The organism is Anaerotaenia torta (assembly GCF_050433395.1).
GTDB classification, from domain to species: Bacteria; Bacillota; Clostridia; order Lachnospirales; family Lachnospiraceae; genus Mobilitalea; species Mobilitalea torta.
Genome location: NZ_JBNPXH010000013.1, coordinates 39,285 through 66,195, shown reverse-complemented (window position 1 = coordinate 66,195; position 26,911 = coordinate 39,285). Strand labels below are relative to the sequence as shown.

The 26,911-nt window shown below is 41.2% G+C and carries 23 protein-coding genes, 1 pseudogene and 1 riboswitch; of the genes and pseudogenes, 6 read left to right on the top strand and 18 right to left on the bottom strand.

Annotated elements, in window-relative coordinates; all coding sequences use genetic code 11:
* Positions 1-445 precede the first annotated feature (445 nt).
* Positions 446-1,984, top strand: coding sequence for a MerR family transcriptional regulator (locus HNQ56_RS19415; RefSeq protein ID WP_429149557.1), 1,539 nt, complete (start codon positions 446-448; stop codon positions 1,982-1,984).
* 159 nt (positions 1,985-2,143) lie between these two features.
* Positions 2,144-2,668: a hypothetical protein gene (locus HNQ56_RS19410; RefSeq protein WP_429149555.1), complete on the top strand. Its 525-nt coding sequence runs from the start codon at positions 2,144-2,146 to the stop codon at positions 2,666-2,668.
* Between the two features lie 88 nt (positions 2,669-2,756).
* Here the strand turns inward: HNQ56_RS19410 and HNQ56_RS19405 are convergent, their stop codons facing one another.
* The 4 genes from HNQ56_RS19405 to HNQ56_RS19390 all read right to left on the bottom strand — a co-directional run bounded on the left by HNQ56_RS19405 (position 2,757) and on the right by HNQ56_RS19390 (position 7,479).
* The gene (locus tag HNQ56_RS19405; protein ID WP_429149791.1) at positions 2,757-2,930 is read right to left on the bottom strand and encodes a nitroreductase family protein; all 174 of its coding nucleotides are present in this window, start codon (positions 2,928-2,930) and stop codon (positions 2,757-2,759) included.
* Positions 2,931-3,134: 204 nt separating this feature from the next.
* Positions 3,135-4,592 carry a hypothetical protein gene (locus tag HNQ56_RS19400; protein ID WP_429149553.1) on the bottom strand — a complete coding sequence of 486 codons (1,458 nt, stop codon included), beginning with the start codon at positions 4,590-4,592 and terminating at the stop codon, positions 3,135-3,137.
* Positions 4,589-6,340, bottom strand: a complete 1,752-nt coding sequence (locus HNQ56_RS19395) for a Na/Pi cotransporter family protein (protein WP_429149551.1) — start codon at positions 6,338-6,340, stop codon at positions 4,589-4,591. The genes HNQ56_RS19400 and HNQ56_RS19395 overlap by 4 nt, the downstream gene beginning before the upstream one ends.
* A 137-nt stretch (positions 6,341-6,477) precedes the next feature.
* The gene (locus HNQ56_RS19390; protein ID WP_429149549.1) at positions 6,478-7,479 is read right to left on the bottom strand and encodes an immunoglobulin-like domain-containing protein; all 1,002 of its coding nucleotides are present in this window, start codon (positions 7,477-7,479) and stop codon (positions 6,478-6,480) included.
* A gap of 425 nt (positions 7,480-7,904) precedes the next feature.
* Here HNQ56_RS19390 and HNQ56_RS19385 point away from each other — a divergent pair, with 425 nt between their 5' ends.
* Positions 7,905-8,582 carry a DUF421 domain-containing protein gene (locus HNQ56_RS19385; RefSeq protein WP_429149547.1) on the top strand — a complete coding sequence of 226 codons (678 nt, stop codon included), beginning with the start codon at positions 7,905-7,907 and terminating at the stop codon, positions 8,580-8,582.
* 5 nt (positions 8,583-8,587) lie between these two features.
* Positions 8,588-8,968 (top strand): DUF4363 family protein, encoded by a 381-nt coding sequence (locus HNQ56_RS19380; protein WP_429149545.1) that lies wholly within the window; start codon positions 8,588-8,590, stop codon positions 8,966-8,968.
* 187 nt (positions 8,969-9,155) lie between these two features.
* Here HNQ56_RS19380 and HNQ56_RS19375 read toward each other — a convergent pair whose 3' ends face one another.
* A complete protein-coding gene (locus HNQ56_RS19375) occupies positions 9,156-9,674 on the bottom strand; it encodes an NUDIX hydrolase (protein WP_429149543.1) in 519 nt (172 codons plus the stop codon).
* Between the two features lie 309 nt (positions 9,675-9,983).
* On the opposite strand from HNQ56_RS19375, the gene HNQ56_RS19370 reads away from it, so the two are divergent.
* Together HNQ56_RS19370 and HNQ56_RS19365 are read left to right on the top strand one after the other, a co-directional pair.
* Positions 9,984-10,841, top strand: a complete 858-nt coding sequence (locus tag HNQ56_RS19370) for a tyrosine-type recombinase/integrase (RefSeq protein ID WP_429149541.1) — start codon at positions 9,984-9,986, stop codon at positions 10,839-10,841.
* Positions 10,834-11,610: pseudogene (locus HNQ56_RS19365) on the top strand (IS91 family transposase); the annotation flags it as partial. The gene HNQ56_RS19370 and the pseudogene HNQ56_RS19365, both read left to right, overlap by 8 nt.
* A gap of 820 nt (positions 11,611-12,430) precedes the next feature.
* Here the strand turns inward: HNQ56_RS19365 and HNQ56_RS19360 are convergent.
* The 13 genes from HNQ56_RS19360 to HNQ56_RS19300 form a co-directional block, all read right to left on the bottom strand.
* A complete protein-coding gene (locus HNQ56_RS19360; protein ID WP_429149539.1) occupies positions 12,431-12,841 on the bottom strand; it encodes a sigma factor-like helix-turn-helix DNA-binding protein in 411 nt (136 codons plus the stop codon).
* Positions 12,842-13,256: 415 nt separating this feature from the next.
* Positions 13,257-13,345: riboswitch (cyclic di-GMP riboswitch) on the bottom strand.
* A gap of 334 nt (positions 13,346-13,679) precedes the next feature.
* Positions 13,680-14,132 carry a chemotaxis protein CheX gene (locus tag HNQ56_RS19355; RefSeq protein WP_429149537.1) on the bottom strand — a complete coding sequence of 151 codons (453 nt, stop codon included), beginning with the start codon at positions 14,130-14,132 and terminating at the stop codon, positions 13,680-13,682.
* Complete coding sequence (locus HNQ56_RS19350; protein ID WP_429149536.1) at positions 14,116-14,544, bottom strand: bacteriohemerythrin; 429 nt, start codon at positions 14,542-14,544, stop codon at positions 14,116-14,118. Before HNQ56_RS19350 ends, HNQ56_RS19355 begins: the two co-directional genes overlap by 17 nt.
* 59 nt (positions 14,545-14,603) lie before the next feature.
* Positions 14,604-15,530 (bottom strand): HD-GYP domain-containing protein, encoded by a 927-nt coding sequence (locus HNQ56_RS19345; protein ID WP_429149534.1) that lies wholly within the window; start codon positions 15,528-15,530, stop codon positions 14,604-14,606.
* Between the two features lie 91 nt (positions 15,531-15,621).
* The gene (locus HNQ56_RS19340) at positions 15,622-16,101 is read right to left on the bottom strand and encodes a chemotaxis protein CheD (RefSeq protein WP_429149532.1); all 480 of its coding nucleotides are present in this window, start codon (positions 16,099-16,101) and stop codon (positions 15,622-15,624) included.
* A gap of 9 nt (positions 16,102-16,110) precedes the next feature.
* Positions 16,111-17,139: a protein-glutamate methylesterase/protein-glutamine glutaminase gene (locus HNQ56_RS19335; protein WP_429149530.1), complete on the bottom strand. Its 1,029-nt coding sequence runs from the start codon at positions 17,137-17,139 to the stop codon at positions 16,111-16,113.
* Between the two features lie 6 nt (positions 17,140-17,145).
* Positions 17,146-17,961, bottom strand: a complete 816-nt coding sequence (locus tag HNQ56_RS19330) for a CheR family methyltransferase (protein WP_429149528.1) — start codon at positions 17,959-17,961, stop codon at positions 17,146-17,148.
* Positions 17,962-18,045: 84 nt separating this feature from the next.
* Positions 18,046-18,537, bottom strand: coding sequence for a chemotaxis protein CheW (locus tag HNQ56_RS19325; RefSeq protein ID WP_429149527.1), 492 nt, complete (start codon positions 18,535-18,537; stop codon positions 18,046-18,048).
* Positions 18,538-18,582: 45 nt separating this feature from the next.
* Positions 18,583-20,637 (bottom strand): chemotaxis protein CheW, encoded by a 2,055-nt coding sequence (locus HNQ56_RS19320; RefSeq protein ID WP_429149525.1) that lies wholly within the window; start codon positions 20,635-20,637, stop codon positions 18,583-18,585.
* A gap of 524 nt (positions 20,638-21,161) precedes the next feature.
* Entirely contained in the window at positions 21,162-22,949 is a 1,788-nt protein-coding gene (locus tag HNQ56_RS19315) for a methyl-accepting chemotaxis protein (protein WP_429149523.1), read from the bottom strand.
* 102 nt (positions 22,950-23,051) lie between these two features.
* A complete protein-coding gene (locus HNQ56_RS19310) occupies positions 23,052-23,429 on the bottom strand; it encodes a hypothetical protein (RefSeq protein ID WP_429149522.1) in 378 nt (125 codons plus the stop codon).
* A 24-nt stretch (positions 23,430-23,453) separates the two neighbouring features.
* A complete protein-coding gene (locus HNQ56_RS19305) occupies positions 23,454-23,948 on the bottom strand; it encodes a chemotaxis protein CheW (protein ID WP_429149520.1) in 495 nt (164 codons plus the stop codon).
* Between the two features lie 151 nt (positions 23,949-24,099).
* The gene (locus tag HNQ56_RS19300) at positions 24,100-26,670 is read right to left on the bottom strand and encodes a LuxR C-terminal-related transcriptional regulator (protein WP_429149518.1); all 2,571 of its coding nucleotides are present in this window, start codon (positions 26,668-26,670) and stop codon (positions 24,100-24,102) included.
* Positions 26,671-26,911: the final 241 nt, after the last annotated feature.

Sequence of the window (26,911 nt, the reverse complement as noted above, 5' to 3'; positions counted from 1 at the left end):
CGTGGCCATTTCTTCAGCGGTTATGCCGGAAACAGAAACATCTTCAACCAAATCCAGAATTTTATTATACAGCATAAGGTTCATTATGCAAAACATATAATGCGGGAAGGGAATACCTACTCATCGTTAAAGGTAAAAGCAAACTCGTTTATTCTCAATTTTTCATAAAAATGCTTGACAGTTTGCCATTTGCATGGTAGTGTATATATACAATTAACGCCAAGTATCAAGGGGTTTTATTTCTTAACATTTTTTAGCAGTTTTCGGTGCGATTGCGCCTTTTTTTTATACCAAATTTCATATAACGCTCACCCATGATGTTGGGTGAGCGTTATTTTTTGTCTGAGAACAAATAATTTTATGAATATTTTTTACAAAATGTTTGACATTGACACGATGTCATGGTTTATAATCTATTTAAAGCCGCTTGAAAGGAGGTTCTGATTTGGAATTACAAACAATCAGTCAAGTTTCAAAATCATACGCCATTTCCTCACGTATGCTTCGATATTATGAGCAAATCGGTCTTATAAAAAGCATCAGAAATGAAGATAATTCCTACCGGCTTTACGATGAAGCTGCGTTAAAACGCGTGCAGCAGATTATCATCCTGCGTAAATTACAAATTCCAGTCAAGCAAATATGCGTTATCATGGATAACCCTGACGCCGAAACCGTGATTGATATTTTCAATAAAAACATATCGGAGTTGGACAGCGAAATAACGGCTTTATCAACTATCAAAAATATTTTGAATTATTTCGTAAGCGAGCTTGAAAAAATTGCGGATCTCCATTTGAATCTTGATTTTTTAGGTGATGATTCCGTTTTGAAATTAGCCGGTTCGCTCTCTTTCGTTCAAAAAAATGTAAAAGACAGCCTCTCAATGAGTGACCTGAACAAAGCGTCGGATGTGCTGAACAAACTAAAAGAAGTGAGGGTCGTATACCTTCCGCCTATGACCGTAGCGTCCGCTTTTTTTACAGGCGACAACTCCCAAGATAAGGCGTGGGAAGCGGTACATAATTTTATCAAACAAAATAAATTGATGGATATCAAGCCCGATTTGCGTGTTTTTAGACATGAGCGCTCAAATGCGACGGGCCAAAGTTTCGGAAATGAGGTTTGGGTCTCGATTCCTGACGATTATGATGTCCCTGCCCCGCTGACAAAGAAAAAGTTCCATGGAGGACAATATGCGGCGCATTTGTTGGGCGACGACGGCTTCCTGACGTATCTCGGTATGCAGGACTGGATCAATGAGAGCGACAAATATCAATATGACTATGATGGAAATCTGACGCGTGTCACGCCGCCCATTGAGGAAATTGACAGCTTTGGCGGCGTAAGGCTCGATCCGGAAGAAATCATCAATTATTATAATATTTATCACGGTCAGGAGACCGACAAACAATATGACGTTCTTTTCCCTGTAAAAAGGTATTACGCGATTGAAGATGCGATTGTAGAAATACCCGGCAGTAAAGAAAAATGCGGCTTCAAGGCAAGCATTATTACCAAAAACAAGTTCAGAATCATGGGATTTACAAAGATTATAACTCCCGGATCGAACGCTTCTGTTCCATTTACGGACGAGCTGATGGCAGACGGACGCATGGATATTCTGAACAAGTACAGAAAACCCGGCGCGCCGATTTTCACTTTCGGCTCACTTGATATGGACGCGCAAATACGGGGAGGCGGCCATCGTGATTCCGTTTGTCTCGCAGAATCCGACATTACGGACGTTAAAGCGCTGATAAAGCATGATCCGTATGTCAGGACCATCGACGCTTCGAGGTGGTTGATTTTTGAACTCGAAAAAGGCGATTCATTCAATGACCACAGTGTATGTATGAAATTGGGTTATACATGGAACGGCACAATTTCAGGTTCATTCATGGTTTGGCCCGACGGTAAGGTCGGCAGTGAAAAAGAAACGGGAAGTATTGTTTACTGCTGGTATCCGGTGAAGTATGAATAAAAATCAAAGGAGAAAATACATATGTCTGAACAAAACACCGCGAGCACGCCGCTGAAATAAAATACTGCTGAAGGATTGCATGGCATTCTTTGGGATAACATTTGGAATTAGAATGTAAAGCAAAAGATTAAAATAAAACATGAAAAAGGAGAAATAAAAATGTCTGAGCAAAAAAAGTACGACAAAATCGAAGATGCGATCATCGAATTTCTTGACGATGAATTGCAAGAAAACGCGCTAAATTTCACGGCTTATTTGAACGAAAACGAATTATCCCCCCTCTCATTGCCGTATGAAATGGATAACGGCAAAACAATTGGCGTTAAAATACCGTATAACGGGCATTATCTTGGTTGGATGCTGGTTAAAGATAATGGCGAATGGTTGTTTCAAATCTTTAATTTTCTTGATTTCGGTGAAAATATTCACAGTGACGAAAGGGACGAAGACTTTAAGAAAGCCGTATACGACCACGTCAGCATTTGCGGCGCACCCTGCCATGATGAATGCTGGAGAGCCAAAGATGTTAAAATTTTCGGAAAAGAGTTTAAAAGCGTGTGTTCTCAACATTCCCGTGATTTTGTGAATCCCGATAACAAAACCATAGAATACATCAAAAAATTAATAGAATACAGTAAAAAGACGACGCCGTATGTACAGCAATATCACCCAAATTTTTTGTAATTTCCGCCGATAAGCTTTGTGTAAGCCTTCAAACTGATGTAAAATCAAATTACTCAGTTTGGAGGCGGTTCTGCCAGTCTTCTATCTGCTATTTACTTTTCTTTTTACCAACAGCTGCTATGTATATGACAAATTCTTCATCCCCATCTAATTGCAAGAGTTTATCAACCGCCTCCTGATCATATATGCCAATGGCACAAACACCCATATCCAGGGATTCACCAGCCAAGTAAAGATTTTGGCAAATATGCCCAACTTCGATCGCATGAGGTTAATAATACTCTCATTGTTTTCCTCCGTCAAATTCAAATTCACCGACATAATATCGCATCATCCCGTACAGCTTATCTCTCTCTTCAAAAAAGTAAAGAATTCATCATCAACTCCCTGCTAAATTATAAACCAATGGGGAGCGGCAATCGTTCCCCATTGGTCTTATAAATACGAATCACTTATTTTGTATCACTCATGCTTTTTTCAAACCATACTCCAATTCAAGTAATTTCCAATAACACGGGATAAGTGCCGCGTCAAAACAATCGAAATAAAAACACTCATGAGCGCATCCGATATGCGGCTGTTCATTCCATGTCCAATGAATCCTGAATTTGCAATAGTCGTCAGTCGCTCCCTGAAAACCGCAATGCCGGCAGCTATCTTTCATCATCCGATTTTTTATACTTTCGGGCATTGCGTCTATTTCACTAATATATCGATCCATATCCTTTAACCTGACGTGTAAAAGAAATTTCGTTTCTCCCATGGCAGTATAACCAGCTTGGCATATTCTGGCGATCCGTTTGGATTTATAGGTATAATCCCCGTCGAATTTCACATCTTTGTATTGCAATGAATATTGATAAAATAAGACGGAAAACTTTTTTTGTCCGGTTGAGTAACCCAAATAATCCGCCTCATCGCTTATCCATTGCAGTATAGGTATTTTCTCACGATCCGCAGTTATTTTATAATCAAACCGGTAATAGTGATGATGATATTCCTTCGGCCATACCTTAACCTCCTCTTCCCGCTTGCTTTTCAGTTCGTTCCAGCATTCGCAATAGCTTTTAATTGTATCCATCATCTCAGGGGAGTCAGGATACCCAACAGTGAAAAATTCCACCTTCTTGCCGAATGGTTTTCCCTCAAAATCCCGGATAGAGAAGCCAAAATCAACCAGGCGCGAGAAAATCAGCTCATATTTCGGAACGGGGCCGGACACAAGACCTGTTCCTTTTTTTATAACTTTTCTGAACTCCTCCGCATCAACAACCAGTTGATGGTCTCTCAATTCACCGCAGCACGAAAGGCTGGATAAGGTATCAACAAATCGGTGAATGGTGCGGTATCCGTCCCTGGCAAGATTGTGATCCTTCGATTCTATATCAACGAGCATTAAACCATAGTTCTCCGGTTGTTTAGCCATATCCATATAGATATCTTTTGCGAGTTCGCATAATCCGGAAAAATGTATTTGGAAATCTTTCGGCAAACCAACATGCAGCGGGTAATCCTCCGGCACCGTCAGAATAGACCGTGCAAACGCTTCCGCCTGATGCTGGCAATGATATTGATATTCTATATTTTTATCCATCAATAAATCCTCCGTTTCATTTAACGGCGGACATAAAAGGCAAATAGTATTATCATCAACCCAATATGCCCTGCCGTTTTTGACAAGACCTTTTGCTCTCCGCAAATAGGTGGAATTATATTGGGTACTTTGTTCATCTATTACAATTATGTTTTTTATGATGGGTGTCCTCCCCGTTGTAATATTACTTTTCTGTTTTTTGTGATGGGTGCCGTCCCCAAAGCGTAATTTCATTGTATTATATATTTCCAGAATTAACAATATAAAGTTTCCGTTGCCACAGTCAAAGAATAAGTTGTGTTGTTGGCGTTTAATTCGGGGGGTTTTCACTTTTTCATATTGGATTCTAAAGAAGACTTACGATCTGCATTTTCCGTTCTTTTCTTTTCTCTTTCAATAGCTTCCAATGCTTCTGTTTTACTTCCGGTGGTGGATCGAATCGAGAAAGCAACATTCACAATATGATCCGATATTCTTTGCAATGAAAACAGAACGGAATAAATGCTTTTTGACACCTCAACAGGGTACATTCCGGAACCCAGGCGTACCACATGTTCGTTACGCGTAGAGGATATTAATTTTTTAATTTCCTTGTGAAGATTTGAAATTTTTTTGAAATTTTCGGTTCTGCGTTTTTTAAACGCATCAAACCCTAAGTCGAACATCTCGGATATATTCCCGTAGATTAGATCGAGTTCATCCTTGGTCTGATCTAAAAACTTTACATTATTCTCCTTCATATAGCTGGTTTCTTTTACCAAAAGTATGGCGTAATCCCCCAACCGCTCAATATCATTTGTTACATGATGCAATCCGCCAATCAGTTTTTCGTCATCAGCAAATTTAGTAACTGATGAAATCTTGATAAAAAAGCTTGTGAGTTTATTTGTTAAGAAATCAATGCGATATTCCGTATCGGCAATTTTATTGCTTTCACTCATATCTTCGTTGACCAATGAAGCAAAAGAACGATCAATATTCTCCTTTGCGAGAATCGCCATATCATACAATTCCTTTAATGCTTGTTCAATGGCAACCGCCGGAGTTTGCAGGAAACGCTCATCAATATATGACAATTCTTCCAACTTCTGTTGCTTATCTTTCACTAAACCTGTCACCAAATTGACTAACGGGTCGATAAATACAAGTAACGCTAAGGTATAAAGAGTATTATAAATCAGGTTAAATGTTGCAAGACTAAACTGGGGTTTTCCGGGGAATAGACTTTCAAACATATTCCTAATGGGTATTCTGAAAAGAACCAGAATAATAGAAAAAGCTATCGCGCCAATTACGCTGGTCATCAGATGGAATAATGCGATACGTTTCCCGTTGGCGTTCGTGGACAGGGAGGCCATAATGCCATCGCTGCAGGTTCCTATATTTGCTCCCATCACTAAGAAAAACGATTGATCTATATTGCGGATAACTCCCGTAGCCAAGAAAGCTATAAAAACACCAGTTGCTGCCGTAGATGACTGTATGATGCCTGTAAAGAGAATTCCTAATATCACCAGCAAAATAGGATTCTGCATGATTTCATACTTGAATACTTTAGAGAGTTGAATGCTCAGCGTCGAATCCGGTCCACCGATTGCGGTTTCCATCACTTCCATCCCGATAAAAAGCATTCCAAATCCGATTAAAAATGGCGCAATTTTATTAAGGGTTTCGTTATTAGTGGAAAAAACGATGATGACACCGACAAACGCAACCGCTGCAAAAACAGAACTAATGCTAAAGCCGCCTTTGCCGACGCCTGAAAGAGCAAATACAAATGCGGTAAGAGTGGTACCTACTTTTGCACCTAAGATAAAACCTGAGCCTTGCTTGACTGTTACAATATTCGCATGGGCAAGTCCGACTGTCATGATCGAAGAGGCGGAAGAAGATTGAACAAGTACGGTAGCTCCGATTCCGATTCCGTAATTAAAGACTCTGTTTTTGTTGAATTTTTTGAAAAGATTTCGTATTCCTGATCCTGCGCTTTGCTCCAAACCAGAACTCATCTGCTTCATGCCAAACATAAATACAGCGACTCCGCCTAACATAAGCAGTAAATTCATAAAAATTTCCATTATGTCTCTCCCTATTTGTATTATCTATTTGTATTATCTATTTGTATTATCTATTTCTTACTTCGCCTTATATAGCGGACAGCACGTCTACGCATGCCTTGAGGATATAAAAAGGATGACTGAGCCCACTCCTCCCCTCATTGATCCGTAATGTCAAACCCTGCTGCAGAGAGAATCTCCATTGCGGTCTTACCATGCTGCGGCCACCATTCATCAACGGCTTCGGTCATAGCAACAAAGTTCCCCTCATCCGCCTTAAAGCTAATGAAATCCCACACGGCATGGTTATCATAGGTGCCCATGGTACCTTGACCGTAGGACTTTGTTTCCAAACCGGTGCCGCAGACGCCGAAGCTCTCCCAGTAGTGGAGATTAATCCAACCATCCTCTCCGACCGGGCGAAAGCCGAGACCGTAGCTTATGCATCCTTGGACAGACTCCGTTATGCAGTATTCCCAGCCTTCCACATAGGGAAGACGAATGCTGATACTGTCATGCTCATAGCTGACGTCAAAATCATTACTATTCTTATTGAGATTAAAACCTGCATAGTAGAGCTTTTTGTCGTAATCACCGGTACCTCTGAAATCCATGATCTCCTTTCCGATGCGATAGCTACCGGTGGGGAGCTCACCATATAGCCTGGTCCAGTCTACCGTCCATTCAACCGAATCATTAGCGCTGATACACCAAGCTTCACATGTCCATGCTAATTCGTACTCTGATGGAAGAAGCTCGACCTCGACCCATTCTCCATCCGTTAGGACTTCAAGAAAATACGGACTTCCGGTCTGGAGCTTTCCGCCGGGTTCTCCCCCCGACTGATTGCAGATGATGGTAAGACCGGTGGAATTGATATCCCTTGCGATGAGCTTTACACCCCATTCATCCTGATAGGCTTCATTAGCGTCCGTCCTTCCGATGCCGACAACATCAGATATGGGGACTGTATTCTCATTGGGAAGTGTTCCATTATCCGGCAGTTCATTGTCATCGCTGTTGTCATACGCATTCAGCGACCCACTATGCTTGTCTTCCGCTTTCAGCATAGGTAAGGTTTTTTCTCCCCCTGCATGACATCCATAGAACATGCACATGAAAAGAACCGCCATGATATAGATTGATTTTCTTTTCTTCATCAACACCCTCCAAGATATGTTATATTATTATAGACAAAAAACCAAAAAGCGGTTCCTTGCATATGCAAGGTCAAGTCTACAACAACTGTTTCTTTGTCATCAATACCATACATGACTATCTTACCCAATTACTATATCATATACATGCACTTATTACTAACACATTTTATTTTCTATCAACAGTTTTTTAAGCTTTATGGAATGACAGCATTACAATTCCGTAAAAGAAACAAAAATAAAACTTTATAGTACATTTTAATTGAAATATAGGATACCTGATAAGCTATATAGAAGACGAAAAATATGCATTATTATTTGCCAACATAAGAGAAAAAATAATTTATAGTCCAGCTGCGTATAATCTGTAAAATATTACAAACAATTAATATAAAAGACAAAAATAAATTTAAGGGAGTTATTTTATTATGTTTATCGTTTTAATTAGAGCCATAATTTTGTATTTTATTGTGGTATTTATTATGCGAATAATGGGAAAAAGACAAATTGGTCAACTTCAACCTTTTGAACTTGTAATTGCTCTTATGGTTTCGGAACTTGCTGCAATGCCTATGCAAAACACTAGTATACCACTGTTCCATGGAATAATTCCCATAATAACACTATTGGTTTTACAAGTATTGATTTCCACGTTACAGCTTAAAAGCGAAACTGCCAGGATCGTTTTCTGTGGTAAACCCAGTATATTAATAGAAAAAGGGGAAATTAATATTAAAGAACTTAGAAATAGTAGACTTAATCTCAACGATTTGTTGGAAGAATTAAGATTAAAAGACTATTATAATCTTGAAGATATAGAGTATGCCATCTTGGAAACAGGTGGTCAAATATCTATAATACCAAAAAGTGAATTGGAACCAGCTACCAGAAAGGACTTAAATGTAAAATCCACTCAAGATATCTTACCTGTTACTTTAATCCTTGATGGCAAAATAAATAGTAAAAATTTAAAGCATATAAATAAAGATAAGTCTTGGCTTCATAATCAACTTAATAAAAAAAATATATCTGCCGATCAAGTTTTTGTGGCTCTATTAGATTCAAAGGGCAAACTTGTCTATCAGCTTAAGAAAGAGGGTATATAATATTCATGAAAAATATTGTTATATCTTTAATGATATCAGTAATTATGATAATGGCCATGTCTTTTTCCATTAAGTATCTAAATAAAGTATCTCAGGACTTAGGAAGGCTTAACGATGAAATAGAACACTATATTGCTGATGATAATTGGGATGAAGCATATAAAGCATCCATAGATTTTACTGAAAAGTGGATAGATTATTCAAAAAAAATAAAACTATATTTAAATCATCAGGAAATAGATAATATCGAAATGGAGTTAATGAAGCTACCACAATATATAAAAGAAATGACTAAAGATGAATCACTTGCAAGCGTTCATGTTTTAAAGTTTTTAGTCGATCATATTTCGGAACTAGAAAAAATCAAATTGCAAAATATTTTTTAAACCTCAAACGGCTTTCGGCTGATCAATGGGGACTATCCTAACGTTTGTGTAAACCTTCAAACTGGTGTAAAATAAAATTACTCGGTTTGGAGGTTTTATTTTATGGCAAAAAGAAGAAGGGACGAATCTCCCGAAAGATATCCCGAAACAAGTTAGTCTTCAGAATGCTCATACTGTGTGCAATCTATCAATCCATTTTGATTTCATCAAACAATTCGTCTATGTATGTATATTGTTCCCATGTTGTGAATGTTCCCTCGTCAATCATACAGTTAATTTCATCACGGCTTGCCCACATTGCATTACAGGTTTCATCAGGAGCAAGAATTACGGTTGATATGTCTACATTTTGCCGAAATAACCAAACATCAGCCAAACCGTGACATTCAATGTCGCTACACGGTAAGAGATGTTGAATCATTCGTCCGTTCTGCGGCTCAAGAATAATGCCTAATTCTTCTTTTGTTTCTTTCAATGCCGTAGTCAAGCTATCATCACCCGCAACCGCATTTCCGCCCGTACATTCCCACATATTTGGGCGCGTCTTGTTCGGTGATCTCTGCGATATAAGGTATTCGCCTTTGTAGTTCTCAATCCAAACATAGACCTCAAGATGATATTCGCCTTTGTTCATGGGCTTGCCACGCTCGTGAACACGTCCTGTTATATTGCCGTTTTCATCCAATATATCCCAAAGTTCAACCAAGTTTATTCCTCCATTCGTGTATGTTATACGTACAAATATAAATTGAACAAAATCGCTGCGCGATGGCCTGCCAAGGCTGTGGCGCAGTTTCTGTTATCTAATAATTAAAAGGCAATGGAAATCTTTACTGATATTTGATATTGTAAAGTTACCACACAAAACAATTCCATACAGAAAGACCCACTGCCTATGAAAAGAATACCATTTTGCCGCCTTTATGACAAGCGGTATTATGAGCCTAATGCACCTCCATGCAGCCGTGTTGCTTTCATTATTACAACATCTCTTAATCGCATGGAGGATTTTATTATGTACGAAAAATATTTATCAAAACTTGAAGAGGCAGGAAAAATACGTAACCTTAAAGAACGCTCTGTTTCCTGCTATAAAAACTATGTTTCCTATTTCCTGAACTATCTTGGCAAAGATCCAGAAGATCTGACCTGTCAGGATGTCCGTGATTTTCTGCTTGCTAAAAAAGATGCCGGCGTGAAAGCTGCTACGCTCAACCTATATAACTCTGCAATCCGTTTCTTCTATCGGAATGTACTGCATATACTCTGGGATGATATCACCGTTCCACGTATGATTCTGGATCATAAGCTTCCGACGGTCCTTTCCATTAGCGAAATCAACCAGCTTCTGGATTCAACGGATGATATAAAATATAGAACGATGTTTGCTACCATGTATTCTTCCGGCTTGCGTGTCTCTGAAGTGATTCATCTTCATTACAATGATATCTCCCGCACGAACATGCAGATTCATGTCAGGGAAACCAAAAGCCGACAGGACCGCTATACGATACTCTCTGAGAGAAACCTGCAGCTTCTCACCGAATACTGGTTCAAGAATGGCCGGCCAACTCAAATCCTGTTTCCGAATAAGTTCACAGGTCAGTATCTTACTGTCAGTACATTAGAACAGGTTATGCGTCGTTCTGTTTCTGATGCAGGTCTTACCGGAAAAATCTCTCCCCACTGTCTTCGCCACAGTTTTGCTACCCATTTAATGGAGCAGGGTGTGGAACAGCGAAATATCCAGGCATTACTTGGACATCGTGATCCGAAATCAACCGAGGTCTATCTTCATGTGAGCAATAAATCTCTTATGGGTATCCACAGTCCTTTTGACCAGCTGCACAGGGAGGGTACTTCAAATGGATGAGCCCAATGTACAGGATATCTTTTACCGTTTTTATCCTGCCTATCTTGAACAGTATTCCCCTTCTCCAATACAGATAAAAGCTGCCCGTAACATCATGAACTGTAAAACGGGTGCCTATGGTGCAAATATCTGTGTCTGTGAGGACTGCGGTTCCGTTCAGATACATTATAATTCCTGCCGCAACCGCTGCTGTCCCATGTGCCAGGCGGTTCCAAAGGAAATGTGGATGGACGCACGTCGTGAGGATGTTCTGGATGCTCCCTATTTTCACGTTGTATTTACTGTTCCGGAAAAACTGAATCCCCTGATTCTGAGCAACCAAAAGCTTCTTTATGATGTGCTATATCATGCAACATCTGAAACAGTCAACGAACTTACTTCTGATCCCAGACACTTAGGGGCTAAGGTCGGATTCCTTTGTATTTTGCACACGTGGGGCTCCGAAATGAACTATCACCCGCATATTCACACGATTCTTCTTGGCGGTGGCCTGACCTCTAAAAATGAATGGAAGGATAATGGGACAGAATTTTTTCTTCCTATTCAGGCGATATCCAGAGTTTTCAAAGGAAAATATGTGCAAATGGTCAAGAAGCTCTGGAAAGAGAGCCAGCTTGTATTTCATGGAACCGCCGAGAAATATCGCAATCCGTATACTTTTAAGGAACTTTTGAATTCCTGTTATGGGAAAGACTGGGCGCCTTACTGTAAGAAAACGTTCAACGGTGCGCAGTCTGTGATTGATTATCTTGGTAAATATACACACCGTAGCCTTCACTGTTTTTCTTGTCCACTCCGCCGGTACCATATTTACATCTCATCTGTTCGTTCATAAGCGAACCTCCTTATTAAGATTCGAGCGGCATAAAAGTCCCTCTACCAGTCCCAGGACAGAAACCGCCGCTTTGAACGAACTTTTGAAAATAAATTTTTTCTTCCTTATATAAGCGACAGCAGACCTAAAAAATCTGCTGTTTTTTTTCGTTCATTTCTACTCTAAGTGTCCTGGGATTAGTGAAGGACATGAAAAATGTGTGGCCTAAAAAAAATCAAAAAGATTTCGTTCAAACCACACAAAACTGTCCTGGGACTATTAGAGAGGGAACAAATCCTCTCGGAAAGGGAGGTAATACGATGCAGACACAGACGAATGCAGAGGCTTCGAAAGATAATCAATCCCCATGAACCCCAATAGAAATAGGACGGTCGTCACACTCTTTTATAAGCTCGGCAAGCCTCATAGGAATCTCACCTCTCCCAGGATCTCTGCGAGCCGCCCCCATTGCTTGAGTCTGTGGCTGGACGGAAGTAGCATTATCACTGTCCATTTCGTTGCGAAACAGTCCACCACAGACTGTTTTATGACCGGGCTTTGCCGCTCGTCACCTTCGATGCTATCGGTTTGACGGATGAAAGCTCATCCGCAGGCAGTCTCCGCGTGCCCGTCAAGGTCGCTGCCGCTTTTCACACGGCTGGACAGCTCATGTATTTATGCTGTCGGATTTGAAATTTTCAAAGAGCAACAGGGGAATAAAAAAATCCCCTCACTTCTTTAAGGAAAAAAGTGAGGGGCTGGACCAAAAAACTTTTTATTTTTCTAAAATTTTTTTAAGCTGACTTAGTATTCGTTTTTTACGATTGTGTATAGTCATGCGCGGAATGCCAGTCTCCACAGCCAATTGATGCTCACTTTTTTCGAGGTAAAACAGCGCTATAATCAGCTGGCGTTCAGCTTCGTTTAGCAGAAGCAGGCATTGGCGGAGCCTTTCAAGCATATCCCGCTGAGTAATATCATCCTCCATAGAATTCTGGCTTGAGGCTATTATGTATTCAAGTGAAATACCTTTTTCCTCAGCTTCCTCCAGAGAGATGGTATTGTTTGAGTAAAGTTCACCCTCATAAATCTCATGCTCCCTGTGCTGGTAATAAGCCTTATAGACCTCTTTAGTCACAGGGATGCGTTTTTTGTTGACTACCAATGTATATTTTTTCTGCTCCATGAGCTTGTCCTCCATTTCGTGAATTTGAAAACTCGGAAATGAAGAACAAGCGGAGGAGAGCGACAATGTAACTTCGTTATCCCTCGATCGGGCACCCATGTATTTGGCTTGTAGTATATGGAATTAATTGGTCGAGTTATGTGAATAGTTGTCGAAAAGAAAAAGCCGGTAATTTGTCCATGACAAATTACCGGCTTTTCAAATATTTTATGAGTTAATAACAGACCGAACTTAAAAATTGTTCTGTCTTTATTTCGGCCCCCGAAAAAAAACGGATACAGATAAAATACATATGAGTACCTCTTTCGCTTGGGCAATGAGCGAAAGCCATGTATCTGATATCCAAATAGATCCAACAAGGCACGCGGATACTACACAAGCCCACCATTGGGAAAGGGCAGGCTTGTATCACCGCTTTGGCAGCCAGGCTATCATAGTGTAATCCACACCTTAGACCCTATGGCTTTGCGTCCCCATCTTTTAATGGGTTTGCCCTTTTCTCTATATTCTTTTTTTGCAATAATATTTGGAATTTTCTATCTTATGATAGGCAACCTTTCCCGTCCTCCCGGCTCTTCACAAATTCGCAAATTCTGTCGGAAACAAAAGCAGGCAGTCTATGACCTTATTATTCCGAACTGCCTGTTTTTACGTTCAACAATGAATGTATCTGTATGTTTTTCTCATGGGTTAGCTCCTTTGCTGCTTCCGTAACATGATAATAGTCCTTTTTATGTTCCTGGAGCTGAATATTTTATTTGCGCGATTTCGTGTGTCTTTTGAACTAACAAATACATTCACTTCTGCTTCTGTCCGCTGCTTTTAGCTTATTTCTCAATCAAGACCGATTCAATCTTATTTCAAGACATACCTCACCAACAGTCGTGGAAATGCAGCAACTTGTTTGCAGTTCATATTCCTCGTTTTCATCAGACTTGTGTTGCACCGGCGGCAATATATCACATTTCATATCGCTTGCCGAAAGCGCTGTAAGAACATTACCGCTTATGATATTCGCAATTTCGGATATAGCGGAGGCCACGAAAGCATCCACCACTTCAACCTGCATGCCGCTCATAATGTTTATCATGCTAAGAGACGTCGAGGCTGGAAAGCGATAAATTACCTCACCATAAAGATCGCCAAAAACGCCAATTGCGATTTCCATCTCCTCATCGCATCTGAAATCCTCTGCCGGATGCTCGGTAATATCTGAAAGGTCAAGCATCAAGTTAAACACATTGTGTGTTGCATCTACAAATGCTTTGTAAAGATTATCTATCATTTTCATCGACCCCTTTCTTTATGGCATAGTCCGCTATGAGTTGATCTTCTGCGGCTACATGGTTAATCAGCCATGCCAGCAGTTTACCTCCAAACTGTTGCATCAAATCCTCGCTATAATCGTAGTATTCGTATTGTTCCGAAACCTCCAGCACATAATTGACCATATCGGTATGTAGCTGTTTATGAGCCTCATATCCAGGATAATTGATACTTCGCTGATATTCTTCTTCGTTACGAAAATGCTCTACAACGTATCTTTTCATAAACTCAAGCGTTTCATTTATCTGCGGGATTTTTTCATCCCAAGAATCCGCCGAGCGCAATGTCTTCATAAACGATTCGACACGCCTAAATAATTCTTTATGCTGCGTATCTATCAGGGAAACGCCAAGTTCATATTTATCTTTCCATAACATAATATTTACATCCCTTTCTTATATTTTGCTTGCCATTGTTTATCAAAAGTCATAAATCTTTATGACATAATTGTTTTTTTAAAAATGCTTACAATCTGCGGATCAAACTGCATACCGGCGTTTTTTGTTAATTCCGCGATAGCTTCTTCCATCCCCATGCTCTTTCGGTAAACCCGGTCACTGGTCATTGCGTCATAGGCGTCTGCGACGGTAAGGATACGGCTGGGAAGGGGAATATTATCAGCCTTCAGCCCCGATGGATAACCTTTTCCATCCCAACGCTCATGATGAAAAAGGATGTAATTCGCCACAGCCCCAAGATCCGGGAATTCCTTGACAATTCGACATCCTATCTCAGAGTGACGTTTCATTTCAATCCATTCTTTGCTTGTCAGTGGCGCAGGTTTTTTCAGTATAGCAGGATTGACGCCAATCTTACCAATATCGTGAAGAACCGCCAGTAATGAAAGCTCCTCCATTTCTTCAGATGTAAGCTGAAAATGAAGGCCTAGGAGATGGCAGTGTGCCTCCAATCTACTTGCATGCTCTTTTGTCTCTTCGCACTGTTCGCGCAGAGCTGCCAGCAGCATGTTGATGGTAGTGCTCTGGTATGTATTTACCTTGAGGTCAACCTTTTTATCTCGAATGATGAGAGCAAAGCACTCACCACCGGACGGAACAACAATGACATTGCAGTCTCTGTCGAGCACTTCGACATACCTCGATATTTCATGTATTTTCTTTGAAATGATAGCGCCTCTGAAGTATTCGATCCAATCGAATTTGCGCTTTTTGCCTAAAAAGACCTCGGAAGCCTTCTTCCCAAGGATATTGTCCCGATGCAAGCCTATCATTTTTTGAAAACCAGCACTTACATCCAGAAATATATAGTCAATTGCCTTTCCGCAATCGTTAGCAACCATTTGTAAAAACCCAAAGCCAAACGGGGAAATGCTCTCAATTCCTTTGTCAAAATATTCATTCATGCACAATTTCCTTTCTTTATCGTTTTTCCTTATCTATACTGAGGAGATTTCCAATACCTAAACCTTTTCTATGAATAAAATGCTTATACTTTTATATTACACAATTGATAATCGGTTGACGGTGAACCACCACCAATCCGGTTTTTGCTTCCATCGATATACTTCTGCTATCATTTCCTCGAAGGTCAGTCTTTTGGACTACTAATCCTATTTCCGATAATGTTTTCTTTACGGTATCAATGTTTTTCTTTCCTATGTTGTAAATATCCAAACTCAGCATCGACTCCGCTCCACCATACATTTGAACCTGAAGTTCTTCCTTACTGCAGCCATACAGCCTGAACATTGCATCTAAAAGCAAAGGAATCCCTGTTTCAGCAAAATAACTGGGGCGATTTTTCCCGTCCCTGTCGTACAATGGGGCAGGGAGAACTACATGGATCATTCCGGCAACCTTTTTCAGGGGGCTGTAGACGGTGACTGCCACACAGGAGGCCAGTGCAAATGTTCTAATGACGGCATCTTCGTTATCGGTTACGATGTATTCTCCCATTCCTACTATCAAATCCATCGCAATCACCTACTCTAACAACTGCGACAATGCTTGAGGTATATTTTCCAATGCCATTTGCATTTCCACAGCTCCAATATCAAAGGCTACTTTCGGCATTCCGTACACGACGGACGAAGCTTTGTCCTGGCCAATTGTCCTGCCGCCCTTACGCCGTATGTTGAGAAGTCCTTTGGCCCCGTCATAGCCCATTCCTGTCAGGAGAATCCCAACCGCATTTCTGCCTGCTTCCTTAGCCACCGATTCAAACAAAACATCCACTGACGGGCAATGCCCGTTTACCTTATCTGCATGGAAACATTCAACCTGATACCTTTTACCGACTTTCTTAATCCTCATATGCTGATCTCCCGGCGCTATCAGAACTCTACCCGTCTCCACATAGTCACCGCTTACCGCTTCCTTAACTTTAAGAGAGGTTTGGCTGTCCAGTCTTTCAGCAAACATCCTTGAAAAAACAGGAGGGATATGCTGTACAATTACGATGCCAGGAACAGTGGGAGGAAGGAACCGAAGTATATTGTAAATTGCTTCGGTTCCGCCAGTAGAAGCTCCAATAGCGATAATCCAGCCTGAGTCCTGTACCATATTGCCTGTAACACTTGGCGTCGATCTTTTACGTTCCAGCCATGCGGTTTTTGAGGCGATGGAAGCTGTTTTTATCCTTGGTATTAAATCTCTAATGAAAGCTTCCGTACCTTTAGGTGAGCTGCTATCAGGCTTGGCAACAAAATCTACAACACCTGCCTCCATCGCTTCAAAAACCGTACTGCTAACCGCGCTTACCATGATAATGGGGATAAAACACTGAGGCAGCAACCAGCGTGCAAATTCTATTCCGTTCATTTTAGGCATTTCCACATCACAGGTGATCACATCAGGACGAACCTCAACTATTTTATCTCTTGCCTCGAAAGGGTCTGCTGCAACAGCCGCCACCTCGATCTTCGGATCGGAGGATATCCCCCTTACGATCATTTCACGAGATACTATGCTATCGTCAACCACCAATACCCGAATTTTTTTCCCTATCTCCATGTATCCCTACTCCTTCCTGTAAACTGCAGGCATTACATACCTGTAGCGCGTTTTTTCACGGTTCAGCCCCTCTGAATGTCCGATGAACAGGAAGCCCCCGGGTTCCGTAATATCATATAAATGTTCAGCTAGTCTATCCTTGGTTTCATTATCAAAATAAATCATGACATTCCTGCAAAAAATAACGTGCATTTTCTTCCGGAAAGGGTATGTGGCATCCATCAGGTTGATATTGTTGAAAATTACTTCATTCCTGATCTTCTCAGACAGAATATAATTCCCCGAGTCATGTTCTTTGAAATATCTCTTTTTCCAGTGCTTCGGCAGGTCTTTCATCTTCTCCTGGCTGTAAATACCTGTCTGTGCGGCAGCGATAATACCCTTCGAGATATCCGTTGCCAGTATCTTTGTGTCCCATCCCATTTTATTGGGACCGAAGTATTCATCAATAATCATTGCCAGCGTATAGGGTTCCTCTCCTGAGGAGCATGCTGCACTCCAAATACGCAGATCCCGATTCGTTACCGTCTTAGCCAGATAAGGCAGCACGATATCCCTGAAATATTGAAAATGTGCTGGTTCTCTCATGAAAAAAGTATGGTTGGTTGTGATCCTGTCCAACATATCGGATGCGGCTTTTCCGGTTTTATCCGCAGTCACATAGCTCATGTACTCAGTCAGACTGGTAAAATTCATGCTTGACAGTGTATGTCCGAGTCTTCCCTCGACCAAGGCCTTTTTTTCATCCTTGAAATGGATACCATAATTGGTTTTTATATAATCGGCAAATTGCCTGAATTCCTGTTCACTTATAGCTTTCACAAACTGCACCCCCGCCTCACAAAGGAAAGAAGGGTCGAAAGGTACTCCCTCAAACCTTGTCGCTTTTAATTTAATGTTTTCATATCAAGTCACGGAGCTAAAAAACTCGACCTCATCGTCTGTCAGTAATTTCTGACAGTCCAGAAGCAGTTTGACGTTTCCATCAGCCTTGCCTACACCCTTGATGTATTTGAGACCACCTTTATTGATATCCGGAGGAGACGCTATGTCCTCGTCAGCTATGGCGATTACCTCTGAAACGCTGTCTACAATCAGTCCGGTTGAAATATCATTTGTATCAAGGACAATAATGCAGGTTCTGTCGTCATATTCTCTGACTTCTTTTTTGAAACGCAGCCGGGCGTCCATAACAGGAATGATTTTACCCCGGAGATTGGTGATTCCTTTTACATACTGCGGCATCTCAGGAACTACCGTAATGGGCTGAATACCAATAATTTCGGTAATGTAACGGATCTCGATTCCATACAGCTCGTTCCCCATGGAGAAGATAAGATACTTTCCTTTCAGCGTATCTTCTTGTTCCGTAAAGTCCAGTAAGTCAGTCTGCGCCATTATTTACAGCCTCCTTTTGCTTTTTTATTTTATATAAAACATTGTTTATGATTCCATGCTGATCAGTCCGCCGATATTAAGAATCAGGCTGATGCTGCCATCCCCCAGGAGCGTACAGCCTGCTAGTCCTTCCACTTTTCGTATGTTTTTCATGTAGGATGGAAGGGCCTTGACGACTACCTGCTGCTGGCCTAAAAGCTCGTCGGCGAAAAGACAGATGCTCTTGTCATCCTGCTCAATCATGAGCATAATTCCTTTGGTCAGGTCGGTGATTTCCGTTTCAACTGAGAATATTTCATGGATGCGAACAATAGGATAGCACTCTCCGCGAACCATAATCATCTCATTGCCGTTAGGGTCCTTAATAATATCTTTTTCCTTAACTTGCAAAGTTTCCTTAATGGATGTTGTAGGGAGTGTATATTTGGCGCCGCCTACCCGGATGTTCATTCCGTCTATGATTGCCAGTGTAAGAGGTATTTTTAGTGTTGTTACCGTTCCGGAGCCTTCGATGCTGTCTATGGATGCCGAACCGCCCACTGCTTCCAGGTTCTTTACCACTACGTCCATGCCAACACCCCGGCCGGAGAATTCCGTCACGTTGTCGTTAGTGGAAAATCCGGGCAGGAAAATCAGGTTGTAGATTTCCTTTTCCGTCATCTCACTTTCCGGTTTGCTCAGTAAGGCGTTCTCCCGGGCTTTTTTCAGGATTTTTTCCTTATTGAGGCCCTTACCGTCATCACGGACAGTTACAAGAACATCACTTCCGGCATTTTTTGCTTCCAGTACTACCTGTCCTGATTTTTGCTTGCCTGCGGCCATTCTTTCGGCAGGAGCTTCGATTCCATGATCAACGGCATTGCGGACAAGATGCATCAACGGGTCAGAAATATGCTCAATGATATTCTTATCAACCTCAGTGTTTTCTCCGATTAACATCAGTCCTACTTCTTTATTGAGTTTCCGGCTCATATCCCGCACAATACGATGCATTCTATGGAAGGTTGCCGCCAAGGGAACCATTCGTATGGACATAACCATGTCCTGCATTTCGCTTGTAATTTTATGAAGCTGACGGGCGGCTTTATAGAAACTATTCAGCTTAAGCACCTGCAGTTCAGGGTTTTGCATGACCATCGCCTCGGCGATTACCATTTCTCCCATCAGATCCATCATCTTATCCAGCTTCATAACATCGACGCTGATAATACTCTGATGCGAACTTCTGTTTTCAACTTGTCCTAAATCCTCAGCCTGTAGCTTGGCTATTTTGAGGGGAGATTCCTGAATGGCAGTTTCTTGACCAACGCAATCCTGCTCGGATGTCTGGCTGTCCAGTAGCTCAGTGACCTCAAGATTTCGGACAAAGGCGCTGCTCGTTAAAAAATCATGTAATTCCTTCATGCTTTTATCACTTCTGAGCGTTATTCTGAAGCCTTGTTCCCGTATAATCTTCACACTCTCAGGATTTTCGATGATATCCTCTGGAAAGTAGTTGAAATCTGCCACAATATCTTTTAAGCTATGGACGATAGCAAAAGCCCGGACATTCTCCATTTCGCAGCCACCTTCAAAATAAATGACCGCTTCGTAACATTTTTGTTCTGTATTTTTGCCTCTTTTGTCGGGGGTCGAGTAATATTGCTGGTTGACTTCTTTTTTGGTTGTCTTAGGAATATCTGTGCTTTGCGGTTCTCCTTTAATGGAGGACAGAAATTCCTTGATTTTTTCAATCAGGTCTGATGGATCTCCGTCAAGGCTATCGGAATTTTTGACCTTCTCCATCTCCAGCTTAATAAAATCGACGCCCTCCAAAACCAAATCCGAAAGGAGCGCACAGTCCATGTTCTCAGGTTTTTCTTCACGTATAAAGTAGAAGAGATCCTCTATGACATGAGAAAGCGATGAAATATTGTTATACATCATCATGGCGGAAGATCCCTTGATCGTATGCATAACCCTGAATATTTCGTTCACTGCCTGCGGTGCAAAACAGCCTGCTTTTTCACTGGTTAGTATCGCCGTTTCGAGTTGCTCTATATTTTGAGTGGTTTCATATATAAAAACGTCCAGCATGGAATTGCTTGAAAAATTGTCCAATCTGCTACCTCCTTCAAACCCGTCAGGGTTCTTTACTTCTGTATTAAGGAATATCTTCGATGACTATCAAATCTTTAATGAAAAATCGGCTGCATTCCCACAAGGATACATACTCCAGCAGGGATGCAACCGATAGTCGATTATCTGAGAATGACAACAGATATATCCGACAGCTTATTTAATCAGATAATCAGTGCAACCCCGCCTGTCTACCTATACCATCATGGTTGCATTGGCATTGGCTTCGGCAATGATAATGATGTCATGTCTCTGCTGTGCCGCGAAGGGCATCTTAAGTATCTACCAAGCTCAAATACATACAAAATTTTGTTCCTGGGTCAGATAACTAATTCTACACAAGCCTATGCATTTGGCATCGGCTGAACAGTCCGGTATGGAAGCAACTCCCGTACAGCCGCCACATTAATCCCGTAGCTGTCATCACCATTCCGAAACTCGGATTTGAGCTTCATTATCGGGCTTCTATTGGCATTATATTTTCCGAAATGCTTATCAACGCCGCCTTAGTATTTTCCGAGAGATGCTGCGACCTCCAACAAAGCCGGACCCTCTTTTACAGGTTCTCTTAAGGGAGCGATAGACGCAAAACTGTCCTTCTCATATCCATTATTGAGCTTGAACTTGCCAACTTCCTCATGGAGTGTGGCAGCCTGGGCAGACATTTCCTCGCTGGTCGCCGAGTTTTCCTCTGCAGTGGCGGCATTTGTCTGCACAACAGAGGATACCTGATTAAGTCCCTGCTTGATTTGTTCTATAGCCGCTGCTTGTTCTGCAGACGCATCATCAATTTTAATAATACTTTCAACTACCAATTTAGTTTTTTCTCGAACATCCGACAGAACCTGTGCTGTCTGTGTCGTTATTTGCGTTCCTTTAGACACAGTAGAGACAGAGGCTTGGATTAAATCAGCCGTTTGCTTTGCGGCTTCCGCTGATTTAGCGGCAAGGTTTCGCACTTCGTCAGCCACAACCGCAAAGCCTTTTCCGGCATTCCCAGCACGGGCGGCTTCAATAGCGGCATTCAAAGCGAGTATATTAGTCTGAAAAGCAATATCTTCAATAACCTTAGTAATATTGGCAATCTGGCTGGACGTGGAATTGATCTCCGTCATAGCTTCAGTAAGCTGCCTCATGTGTTCATTTCCGGTTTCAACACCCTCACCAGCCTGCTCTACATACTGTGTTGCTACCTTAACATTTTCAGAATTTGCCGCAGCCTGCTCGGCAACCTTGGTTACAGTAACGCTTAGTTCTTCCACAGAGGAAGCCTGCTCCGTTGATCCTGTTGCAAGAGCCTGGGCTCCGCTTGCCACTTGTGAAGCTCCTGTGCTGACCTGCTCTGCTGCCGTGTTAATTGTTTGCAGAGTATGATTCAAAGAGGAAGCCGTATCTTCCAAAGACTTCTTGATTACCTTGAAGTCACCAATATAATCCATATCTATATCGATTCGCATATCCCCCTGGGCCATCAGCTTGAGTTTCTCCGAGATATCATGCAGATACGAAACGATAAACGCATTGGTCTTTCGGATGCTCTGAGCCATTTTGCCCAGTTCATCCTTGCTTTCATAGCGAATTTGCACGTCCTTTATATTGCCCCTGGACATCTCGTCATAAACATCCACAATTTCTTTGACCGGAGTGAGTATCGATTTTCTGATAACAAAAGTCATGATAAGTGTCAAGACTACCGATAAGACTACCGATACAATAAGTAAAATCCATGACGATGCCATAAGACTTGTTACAGCTGCACTTTGACTATCAGCCCGTTGTTTTGCTACATCTTCTAACTGGGCTAAAATATCAGTAATTTGGTCTACAACAGGTTCATACTTATCCAAATATATTTTAAGTGCCTGGGCATCGCTTCCTTCGGTCTGCTTGGCCAGCAATTCAGTAATCTGGGCTCTAGTCGCCGATGCATCTTGGAAAATTGTATTGATTTTTTCAATTTCAGAATTTAAATCATCATTTCTTTGAACTCCAATAAATGCGTCTTTCTGTGTAACAAAATCCGAACCCCATTCACTGGCCTTTTCCAAGGCTGCATTTGAGGCCGCCTTATCATCTTCAACAATAGCATTTAACATATATTGACTGGCCGCGCGCATATCAACTTGCATTTTATACATATACTGGAAACCTGGTACGGTATGTTTCGCATACAGTTGTGTCTGCTCGCTTATTCTGTTGATGCTAATCACAGACACTATCACAGTTATAATCATAAGTACTAAAACGCTTCCGAAACCTAAAATAAGCTTTCTACTGATGGATAGGTTTTTCATAATGTTTTCTTACCTCCTAAATTTTGATGCTCTTGATATTTCACCTATACGCTTTTCATTGCAGATTTCATGACTATTTCGTTGATTGCCCGGCAACATAAATCATTCGGGCATCATATGTGTTGGTCTTGTCCGGTCAACAAGCACAAGATCCATGAACTCCTTTGCGACAATTTTCAAATGCACCTTACCTTTCTTACTGAAAATCAGATGAAGACCATCTGTGTGTACACTTGTAAACATTTCCTCATCACGGAGTTTTCCAAAGCGTACAGTATTTAGACGGGAACGAAAATCAAACAAAATAATCGTTCCGGTTTCCATCTCAACCTCCAACTGGTATTCCGGCAGAGCTTTTACGCTTTTAAAATAACCTTCTCCTGATTGCGATGCACTATCAACAATTATAGAAGAGTACTCGTTATTTTTCATACGAACTTTTTTCGTATCTTTTATTTCCTTATCTGAACCAGATTTCAAATGAGTCACCTCCATTACAAAGCATTAAGCCATAGAACTGAGCGTTTCTACTTCATCATCAGACAAAAGCTTTTCACAGTCGATCAGCAGCTTTACGTTGCCGCCTGTTTTGCCTATGCCCTTAATGTATTTGCGTTTCTTCTTTCTTATCTCCGGCGGGAGTGCTATATCTTTTTCATCCATAGTCAGCACCTCGGCGACACTGTCTACAATAAGCCCGATGGATATATCATTGGTTTCAATCACAATGATGCAGGTTCTGGCATCGTATTCTCGCAGAGCTTTCTTAAAGCGGCACCGGGCATCCATAACGGGAATAAGCTTTCCACGGAGGTTCGTGATACCGCGAATATATTCCGGCATCTCCGGAACCTCGGTAATCGGCTGGATTCCGATGATCTCAGTGATATACCGGATATCCATTCCATAGAGCTCTTTGCCAATCGAAAAAATAAGGTATTTTCCTTTGAGCGTATCTTCTTCCTGCTCTGTAAGATTCAACATATCAATTTGCGTCATAGCATATCTTCCTTTACGTTTATTAAGGCGATCATGTGTCTTTATAAAAGTCGTTTTCATACAAAAAAAGAACGACCTACCGTTCTTTAAGAATACAGCAGTTTGTTCTTTTTTTCATACGAGCTTTTTTCGTATTTTCGTATTTGGCTTTTTAGAAATCCATATTATATAGTTCGGATTTTGAATGAATACCTAGCTTACTGTATGCATTATATAAGATGGTTCTCACCGTTGCTTTAGATATGTATAGCTTCTCGGCAATTTCATTATGACTCAAGCGGGTCCTGGCAAGAATGGCGACTTCTCTTTCTCTTGGGGTTAGAGGTGATTTCACCTGATTAAGGGCATTTAAAATTATAGTTCGGCCTTTATGGTATCGATTAAAAAGCGTCATAATATTATCAATGTCCTCTTTCCATCCTGGTATTGTCTCTACGACTTTTGAGAATGGAACAGGATTTTCTGCTTCATCAGAATTGGGAGATACCGTGAAAGTGTCGCGGTGTGCTACAGGGCAAATCTGCGCTTTAGAAATGATGTCGCCCATATATGTAAATTGAGCAAATGGCAGATAAATTTTGTCTGGAAGCGCTAGAACGAATGCTTCTTCTAGATTCTCCAGTGCTTCACGTTCACGGCCGTTTTTGTAACATACTCTTGCCTTGAATATGAAGCTATAAACCTGTGGAAATATATAATTCATCTCTTTTGCCATGCTAATAGTATTATCAGACAGACCTAATAACTCGGCATGCCGGTTTTCTCTAACCAAGAGATGTGAATAAAGTATATTGACATATGGGACAGCCCGGGCATACACTTTTTTACTTATACTCTCTGTATCGCAAAACCATTTGGCAACCATATCCGTTGTGTCCAGTGCGATACTTATAACCGATAAGCATATGTCAACCATGCGCAGTATATATAGGTTGGAGCTTTCTTTTGCATAGCCCTTAATATTCTCTAATGCGGTAAAAAAGCCATCAACATCTCCACGTAGGATTGCTATTCGGGCAAGAACCTGCTCAGCGCACAGACAAATACAAGTTTCTTGTTTGCTGCGTGCCAGGTATAGCGCTTTATGACATAATATCTCGGCCTGTACATCGTCACCTCTCATGAGCATCATTTCTGCATGTAATGCGCTATCCGATCCGACCCCCTGACTATGGGTAAGCTTATAATGATAAGGCAAATGTCTTTGCATATCCGTAAGTGCTTCATCCAATCTTCCAGTCTCACGCCAAACCATGCTTAGAACAGAGGTTCCACCAAGTGTAATTGGTATCTCGTTCAAGCTGAACCTGCTGGATTCACCTAATAACTCATAGGCAGCCTTCTGCACCTCATTTACCTTCTTAATATCGTTATATATGGTGAACGACGTAAGGAGCAAAAATTCCCCCTTTAGCAGCCGAAGCTCATCTTTACTAAGCCCTGCCGGATTATTTTTTATGACTAAGTCAGTAAGTCGGTATAATTTATGATAGGATTCATATTTTCCATCCATCCACAGCATGTACGAAAACAAGAGCAATACAAAGGGGTATTTGCACATTGTCTCTTCTGGGCATTCATTGATAACTTCCATAAGAAACTCAATTATATTGCCTTCTCTTTTATTAATGAGATATGTGCCATTAAACGGTATGGACAATATAGCATCAAAATCTCTGACTTCGAAGAAGAATCGTGCAGCAGTGTAGAACTCTAACTCGGCGATACAGCATTGTCCTGCAGTGCGCAAGGCACGTTTTTGAAACGTCTCGGGCTGATATTGATAAAATTGATTCCTTAAATAGTTCTGCAATATACTGTGAATTACATAGATTCTTTCTCTTGGAAAGTATCTTATGAAATCATTGTATTTGAGCAAATCCTTGATATGGTCAGGAAGTGTTTCTTCCCCCAGCATGAGTGCAGCCTGCCGTGCTGTGAAGCTGTCCATGACAGATAATGAAACCAGACAGGTCTTTTGTTCAGGTGTAAGTCGATTCCAGATAGCGGTCTCTACTAAATGGTCAATGTCTGCTGTATAGTCAAAAGAGCCGGTCTGCTTATAATTAGATATCTGTAGCCGAAGAGCGGCTATCCATCCCTCAGTACTTGCGTAGACACTGTTCAGTTCATCGTCATTAAGTCGGATGCCCTCTATTTTAAATAAGTTGGCGGTGCTGTCCTTATCAAAGAAAAAAGCCGACGATTCTATAGTATGTATAAAGGTATTATGAAATGTGATATGTGCTTTAATTCCAAGATGCTGGGTGATGAATATCATATGCAGGTGAGGGCTTCCGTGCATAGATAATATACCCATCAGTTCCTGCAGAATATCGCTTTTAAGAAGCTGAAAATTATCGACAACTATATACGTCTCTTTAAAACTGCTTAAATCTTTGAAGCACGCTGATATATATATCAGCGTATCCATTGTAGGAAACCCCAGCTTTTTCAGATTTTTCGACAACTCGTTATTCACGTTGGAAAACAAGTCGCATATACCCGCCCAAGCCACCGAAGGATTCTCGCCCAGACAGGTATACCAGTATTGTCTAGCACCGTCCGGAAGAGCTTCTTTCAAATATTCCCTTACAGCTGTTGTTTTTCCAAAGCCCGATGGCGCCTCCACGATAGTCAAAGGAAAATACGATATTTGGGCAAGCTGGCTTTTAAGCCTGTCCGATAAGTATATTTTTTGCTGGTACGATTTACTTTGCATATTTTCCTCCAATCTGCAGAAGGGGAGAACAAAACCATTTTCCAACCCGATCATGTTTAGTGGATTATTTTACGATTCCCATTATTCGGCGCCTTCTTCAGGATAAGCAACTGATTTTACCTGCCACACCTATAATTCGCTTATACACTGCATAGTATTATTTACTGGCCCGTCACCGGTTCCCCTTATTATTGCTCCTTTTAAGTTCATATTGTTCTAATTCAAATATGAAACACTATAC

What these genes read in the sequence shown, in the direction of transcription:
- HNQ56_RS19335 (WP_429149530.1), bottom strand. Translation starts at nt 17,139, where the DNA reads ATGGAGATAGGGAAAAAAATTCGGGTATTGGTGGTTGACGATAGCATA.
- HNQ56_RS19385 (WP_429149547.1), top strand. Translation starts at nt 7,905, where the DNA reads ATGTTTATCGTTTTAATTAGAGCCATAATTTTGTATTTTATTGTGGTA.
- HNQ56_RS19345 (WP_429149534.1), bottom strand. Translation starts at nt 15,530, where the DNA reads ATGAATGAATATTTTGACAAAGGAATTGAGAGCATTTCCCCGTTTGGC.
- HNQ56_RS19300 (WP_429149518.1), bottom strand. Translation starts at nt 26,670, where the DNA reads ATGCAAAGTAAATCGTACCAGCAAAAAATATACTTATCGGACAGGCTT.
- HNQ56_RS19395 (WP_429149551.1), bottom strand. Translation starts at nt 6,340, where the DNA reads ATGGAAATTTTTATGAATTTACTGCTTATGTTAGGCGGAGTCGCTGTA.
- HNQ56_RS19305 (WP_429149520.1), bottom strand. Translation starts at nt 23,948, where the DNA reads ATGACGCAAATTGATATGTTGAATCTTACAGAGCAGGAAGAAGATACG.
- HNQ56_RS19410 (WP_429149555.1), top strand. Translation starts at nt 2,144, where the DNA reads ATGTCTGAGCAAAAAAAGTACGACAAAATCGAAGATGCGATCATCGAA.
- HNQ56_RS19360 (WP_429149539.1), bottom strand. Translation starts at nt 12,841, where the DNA reads ATGGAGCAGAAAAAATATACATTGGTAGTCAACAAAAAACGCATCCCT.
- HNQ56_RS19370 (WP_429149541.1), top strand. Translation starts at nt 9,984, where the DNA reads ATGTACGAAAAATATTTATCAAAACTTGAAGAGGCAGGAAAAATACGT.
- HNQ56_RS19340 (WP_429149532.1), bottom strand. Translation starts at nt 16,101, where the DNA reads ATGGATTTGATAGTAGGAATGGGAGAATACATCGTAACCGATAACGAA.
- HNQ56_RS19390 (WP_429149549.1), bottom strand. Translation starts at nt 7,479, where the DNA reads ATGAAGAAAAGAAAATCAATCTATATCATGGCGGTTCTTTTCATGTGC.
- HNQ56_RS19315 (WP_429149523.1), bottom strand. Translation starts at nt 22,949, where the DNA reads ATGAAAAACCTATCCATCAGTAGAAAGCTTATTTTAGGTTTCGGAAGC.
- HNQ56_RS19325 (WP_429149527.1), bottom strand. Translation starts at nt 18,537, where the DNA reads ATGGCGCAGACTGACTTACTGGACTTTACGGAACAAGAAGATACGCTG.
- HNQ56_RS19380 (WP_429149545.1), top strand. Translation starts at nt 8,588, where the DNA reads ATGAAAAATATTGTTATATCTTTAATGATATCAGTAATTATGATAATG.
- HNQ56_RS19350 (WP_429149536.1), bottom strand. Translation starts at nt 14,544, where the DNA reads ATGTTATGGAAAGATAAATATGAACTTGGCGTTTCCCTGATAGATACG.
- HNQ56_RS19355 (WP_429149537.1), bottom strand. Translation starts at nt 14,132, where the DNA reads ATGAAAATGATAGATAATCTTTACAAAGCATTTGTAGATGCAACACAC.